A 702-nucleotide genomic window follows, 5' to 3' on the forward strand; every position below is an offset into this window, starting at 1 on the left:
CCAGCGTGGCGGGCTGGGGTCAGCATGGGCAGCACCAGGGCCAGATCGACCGCCGCGGCCCCCGCCAGCGGCTTCCATGCCGCGTAAAGCAGGGAAGTCAGGGCGGAATGGGCATCCTGGACCAGACGGGCTCCATGCTCATGACCTCCTGATCCCGTAGCCTGAGGGGGGCGGCCCCGGTGGTCAGGCTGAACAGGGCGGGAAAGCCCGCCCGCGCCAGTGTATCGATCAGGGCCGTGGTGTCCGGCGTGCCCAGCGGGTCGGTAATCTGGATGACATCGACCTGATTGTCGCGCAGGGCCGCGGCGGCAGCTTCGGGTGTCGCCAGTCCGGTTACGGGAATGGGGCGCAGTCCGAACAGGGTCATGGCCACGACGGTAGGCAGTTCAAGGCCGGTCAGGGTGGAGACGGCGATGCGTACCGGTCGGTCGCGCATGAAATTGCCCAGGCTGCGGTGCAGTTGCGTGCGCCCGATCACCACCGGGGTCGTCATGCACAGCAGCAGGGGCAGCCAGCGGCTGTAATCGAAATGGATGCGCGGATCCCCACATAGGGAGGACACCAGCGCCGAACCCGGCGCGGCCAGCACCATCGTCCCATCGGTCGCGAACTGGGAATCGAACAGATTGGCGCCCGTCACCCCATCCTGTCCACCGTGTTGCGCACCGTCAGCGGGGCGGACAGGCCCAGCCCCCGCGCCAG

The 702-nt window shown here is 68.4% G+C and carries 1 pseudogene; it reads right to left on the reverse strand.

Annotated elements, in window-relative coordinates:
- Positions 1–97: 97 nt before the first annotated feature.
- Positions 98–702 (reverse strand): annotated as a pseudogene (locus JCM25156_RS27250) (hypothetical protein); the annotation flags it as partial.

The organism is Komagataeibacter kakiaceti JCM 25156 (genome assembly GCF_000613305.1).